This window comes from candidate division KSB1 bacterium, from assembly GCA_022562085.1.
Taxonomy (GTDB): Bacteria; Zhuqueibacterota; Zhuqueibacteria; order Oceanimicrobiales; family Oceanimicrobiaceae; genus Oceanimicrobium.
In genome coordinates, this window is the sequence record JADFPY010000338.1 from 1 (window position 1) to 4,946 (window position 4,946).

Annotated in this window: 4 protein-coding genes; all 4 read right to left on the bottom strand. The window is 48.9% G+C overall.

Translation table 11 applies throughout. The annotated features are described in order from the left end of the window. Positions 1–234 precede the first annotated feature (234 nt). From rraA to IH879_19650, 4 genes are read right to left on the bottom strand one after another with little or no spacing between them, the layout of a single operon-like run. Positions 235–735: a ribonuclease E activity regulator RraA gene (gene rraA, locus IH879_19635; GenBank protein MCH7677140.1), complete on the bottom strand. Its 501-nt coding sequence runs from the start codon at positions 733–735 to the stop codon at positions 235–237. Continuing rightward, positions 736–2,496, bottom strand: a complete 1,761-nt coding sequence (locus IH879_19640; protein ID MCH7677141.1) for an amidohydrolase — start codon at positions 2,494–2,496, stop codon at positions 736–738. Between the two features lie 9 nt (positions 2,497–2,505). Next, positions 2,506–2,955 carry a DUF3225 domain-containing protein gene (locus tag IH879_19645; protein MCH7677142.1) on the bottom strand — a complete coding sequence of 150 codons (450 nt, stop codon included), beginning with the start codon at positions 2,953–2,955 and terminating at the stop codon, positions 2,506–2,508. Positions 2,956–2,976: 21 nt separating this feature from the next. Next, entirely contained in the window at positions 2,977–4,650 is a 1,674-nt protein-coding gene (locus IH879_19650; GenBank protein ID MCH7677143.1) for an amidohydrolase family protein, read from the bottom strand. Positions 4,651–4,946 lie beyond the last annotated feature (296 nt).

Sequence of the window (4,946 nt, forward strand, 5' to 3'; positions counted from 1 at the left end):
GCTACACTCAGGACAGGCTTAGTGCCTCTGTGGTGAAATTTTATGAATAATAGGTTAGTAACTGACAAGTAATTTTCTGCCATTTTTTGGCAAGAAATGAAAATTCAAATCCCAAAAGCAAAGATTTCACGCAAAGACGCGAAGGCGCAAAGAGCATCGCAAAGAAAACCTTTGCGTATTCTTTGCGTCCCTTCGGCGTTGCTCAGGACATGCTCTGCGACTTTGCGTGCGCTTTTACTCTTTTGCCGCTATGATCTTCAAGAGATTCTTTTCAGACACGATGACGCCATCAAGGTCGGCGTAAAGATAATCTCCAGGATTAAACACGAGTCCCGCAAACTCAACGGGCACATCAACCTCACCCAACCCTTTTTTGATGCTCTTCTTCGGGATAGTGTTGAGAGCTTTAAGTCCAATCGGGATTTTTGCAATTTCCGCTGAGTCACGAATGCAGCCATTTACCACGATTCCGGCCCAGCCATGTTCATAAGCAATTTGGGCGAGCTGATCACCGACTAGCGCCACTCTTTTAGAAGCTCCGCCGTCAACTACGAGGATTCGTTTTCGGCCTTCGGTTCCCAGAGTTTTCCGAACCAGCACATTATCTTCGAAAACTTTGACGGTTGCGATTTCACCATAGAAGGATTTTAGTTGCCCGTAATCCTGAAAAAGCGGCTCGGCAATTTTAACCAGGGATTCGAATTCGTCGCAGAGGTCGGCAGTTGTGAAGTTCATTTATTTGCTGCTCGTTAAATCCTTTTCATAAACGACTTCGCCCCCGACGATGGTAAACAGTACTTCCCCGCTAAAGAGCTCGTGGGCATTTGCCATATCAAAATTATGGGGATCGATGCTGAGGACGCTAATATCGGCCCATTTCCCGGGCGCAAGCGTACCGGTTTCGTCTTCAAGAAAAGCGGCATAAGCTGGCCAGACTGTGTAAGCACGCACTGCCTCTTCTGTAGAAAGCGCCTGTTCGGGGAACCAGCCGTTTGGCGGCTGTAAGTCCTTGCTCCGCCTGGTAATCGCAGAATGCAACCCGTAAAAGAAGTTAGGGTCAGAGCCAGTGAGGTCGGAGTTGAAAATGAGGCGGACACCTGCCTTACGCAACGTCCGCCAGGCATATGCGCCCTTTATCCGTTCGGGTCCTAAGCGGTCTTCTGCCCAGGCTTTATCCTCAACCGCGTGCGGCGGCTGCATAGAGGCAATGATTCCGAGTTTAGCAAAGCGCTGAAAATCATCGGGATGGATGACCTGTGAATGCTCAATTCGATGCCGCCTGGCGGCTGCTCCAGGATCATCGGCTGAGATACGTTCAAAAAAGTCAAGCGTTTCGCGATTACCGGCATCTCCTATTGCGTGAATCCCGACCTGAAAGCCGCCCTGTATCATCTCGGCTACCAGTTTCTGATCAAAGCCGTAGGTCTCGCCACTCACCCCCCTGTGGCCAGGTGTATCGGAATAATCTTCGAGCAAGCGCGCACCCCTCGAACCGAGAGCACCGTCGTAGTAGGCCTTAACTGCGCGGACAATTAGCATTTTATCTTGGGGAACGAAAGGACGGCGCTTGAGCCAGGTTTTTAGCAAATCTTCTTCTCGTGCATTCAGCATTGCATAGACTCGAATGGGCAATTCATTGTGTAAATAAAGATCTTCGAGGATTTGCATTTGCTCTTGCCGAACACCGGCTTCATGGACAGCAACATATCCTGACTTCGCCATTTCATTTAAACCAGTCCTCAAACGGGTTTTGATCTGCTCGAGGCCCGGTGCAGGAATTGCATCTGTAAGCAAGTTTGTGGCACGATTAAGAAGAATTCCAGCAGGATTGCCACCCGGGTCTTTGAGGATTTCGCCTCCCTGGGGTGACTCCGTTTCTGACGTGATCCCTGCGTTCTCAAAAGCCAGGCGATTTCCCCAGACAGCAAAGCTATGCAGACTCTGCATCAAAACCGGGTGATCCGGGACACGTTCTGATAGCAGTTTCAGGTCCGGATAGTTTCCAGCCCAGGCACCTTCATCCCAGCCATATCCGATAATCCATTCACCTTTGGGAACATGGGTCAAGTGTGCCGCGATGAGTTTTACAGCTTGCTCTTCGGTCTTTGCTGAAGTCAAATCCACTCGTTCGAGATTTGCACCAATGCCCTCGACGTGAGTATGTGAGTCAACCAAGCCGGGAAGGATGGTTGCTCCTTTGACATCGATAATGCGCGTGTTTGCTCCCCGGAATGTTTCTGCGTCCTGATTGCTACCCACGAAAACAATCTTGCCATTACTCGTTGCGACTGCTTGCGCGTCAGGATGCCATAAGCCGTCTTTGTAGGGTGCATCGGAATCGGGAGTTCCGTCGGGAGCGGGATCGGCCCAGGTGTATGTGTAAACACGGCCATTTGTAAGTATCAGATCAGCTTCATTTGATCCGGTACAAGATGTTAGAGATGAACCGAGAAAAGCAAACCAAATAATGAAAACGAATTTCAGGCCTTTTTTCATTCTTTACTATTAATTAGTTTCCGATGAAGTGTGATCGTGCACAATCCGCCAGCCATCTTCGGTTTTACGAAATAGAAGGGTGAACAAACCGGTCGGTTCGTCATTTTCTCGTTCAAGAGTATACCTGCCGAAAACAAGTGCAGCGTCGGCAGAAATGACGGTGATATGCAGTTCGCTGAATGTCAAGTGTCCCATTGCAGCTTTGTCCTGGTATCTCTGTTTGTACCTTTCGAGAACCGGCTGCCAGCCATAGTTCACGCTGCCGCCACTGGCAAAACGCAGGGAATCAGAACGAAGGTAGCTTTCCATGAAACTTTCGATGCTGCCTCCGTTCCAGTCCTGTTCTGATTTTTGTATGACCGAAATCACCTGCTGTTTGATTTTAGATTCGTCAATTTCGGTTTGCCGTATGCAGGAAAAAAACAATATCCAAATTATAATTAACCAGATGGTCTTCATTGCTCTCTCCGAATTCGTTCTCTATTCCGAACTCTTTTGAGTCAATTCTTCCCCCTGCATTCTTTCTCGCTTTTGTTTCATAACCATTTCTTCAACATCTTTTAAAAGCTGTCTCGCGTCGTAAATTATGCCGTCTTTAATTGTATACTTAACGCCGCCCGTGCGCTCCGGTAGGCCGGTCTCGTCATTCAGTTTAATAGAGCCAGTTCCGTAGAGCACTTTTAGATTCGCAATCGGATTTTCATCTACGATCACCAGGTCGGCGAGCAGTCCGGGACGAATGACACCACGGTCAATCGGCTTGCCTTTCGGTCGGAAAAGTTCCTCGGCGCCGTGCATGGTCGCAGCTCGAATTACCTCAAGTGGATGAAACCCTGCTTCCTGTAAAAGCTCCATTTCCCAGATCGTTCCGAAACCGTAAAGCTGGTAAATAAAACCGGAGTCCGAGCCGATGGTGACTTTTCCGCCTTTATTTTTATAGTCATTCAAAAAGGCCATCCAGACGTGGTAAAAATTTCTCCAGGCGACTTCATCCCAGGTGGTCCAGTTGAACCAGTAGGAACCGTGCGATTCCCGGCTGGGCGTATAAAAATCCCACATTGAGGGAAGGGTATACTTATCGTGCCAGTCTGCCTTTCGAGCCCGCATGACATCCCGTCCTGCTGAATAGATGGTCATAGTTGGATTGATAAAGAAATCGAGCTCCAGAAACTCGTCGATTAAAGCATTCCATTCTTTACTGCCCCGCGGGTGAATCAAATTCCACTGACGGGCGACCTGGCCAAAGCGGTGCTGCTCATTATTATAATTCATGTCGGCCGGCCACGGTTGAACGTCGTGGTCTTTGTAAAGGGATTCGAAAAGTCCGTAATAGTGAGTCATGCCGCGGAGACCGAGCCGGGCTGCGTCGATTGCGTTCATCTGCGCAACCCCCATTTGGCCAAGGTGTGCTGTTGAGCCGAGATTGAATTTTTTCGCTTCATCTAGTAAGGCGCCCATGATCTCAGGACGATAGGAACCCAATTTTAAACCATCGATGCCTTTCTTTGCCGCGTAGCGGATCCATTCGCGGGCGTCTTGTGGTGTTCTAATACTTTTGTCCTTCCATTCCTCGCCCTGGCCCGGACGGTGGTAAGACAGGATGCGCGGCGCCACCATTTCGTTGCGGGCGCTCCGTTCTCTTTCGCTGAGCGACCATTCCAGCGGGCCAACCGAGACACCGCGCACGGTCGTAATGCCGTGTCCCATCCAAAGTTTATAGGCGTACTCCGCTTCCGGCGCTTTCGGAACGCCGCCGCAGTGTGTATGTAAGTCAATAAACCCCGGGAGTACATACGAGCCATGGGCGTCAATTTCTTTGGTCGCATCTTTCGGGCGTTTTTTCTCTTTAATGGGAACTCCCGGTGAACCGACGCTTTTAACCTCTTCGATGCGGTTGCCTTCGATAACGATATCCATCGGGCCGCGTGGTGGCGCGCCGGTGCCGTCGATAACGATAGCGCCTCTGATGATTAAGCGTTTGAAAGGTCCTTCGCCTTCACCCGCTTTTCGATTCGGGCCGGGTTTGACTAACTCAGGTTCTTCTTTGGCTTCTTCTTTTTTTGATTTTTCCTGTGCAAATAAGGAAAGTTGTGCTGTGCAGTTTAAAAGGATGACTGCGATAAAAACGGCAAGTACTTTGGAGAAAACCTTCATTTTTATCCCTCCTCGAAATTGATGAATTATTCTTAAGGTAAAACTTTTGAATAACGGTATCAAATTATGATAACTTTGTCAAGAAGAATGTTTATTTTCAGGTGTGGTTAAAAGGCAGGTTTAGAACGGTGATGTTAAAATCGATCACTGAGTGATCGAATGGTTAAGACTTACCCAACCAAATCCTGCAGCTCCTCCAGCATATTCCGGATCACTTTAAAGCCGCCTTTCCAGAACGTCCGGTCCGAAATATCCAGACCCATTTTAGCGATAAGGTTCTTGGGCCAGTCGGAATT

Bases quoted from the DNA above. Each gene is read 5' to 3' on its own strand.
- IH879_19650 (MCH7677143.1), bottom strand. From the start codon at position 4,650: ATGAAGGTTTTCTCCAAAGTACTTGCCGTTTTTATCGCAGTCATCCTT.
- rraA (MCH7677140.1), bottom strand. From the start codon at position 735: ATGAACTTCACAACTGCCGACCTCTGCGACGAATTCGAATCCCTGGTT.
- IH879_19640 (MCH7677141.1), bottom strand. From the start codon at position 2,496: ATGAAAAAAGGCCTGAAATTCGTTTTCATTATTTGGTTTGCTTTTCTC.
- IH879_19645 (MCH7677142.1), bottom strand. From the start codon at position 2,955: ATGAAGACCATCTGGTTAATTATAATTTGGATATTGTTTTTTTCCTGC.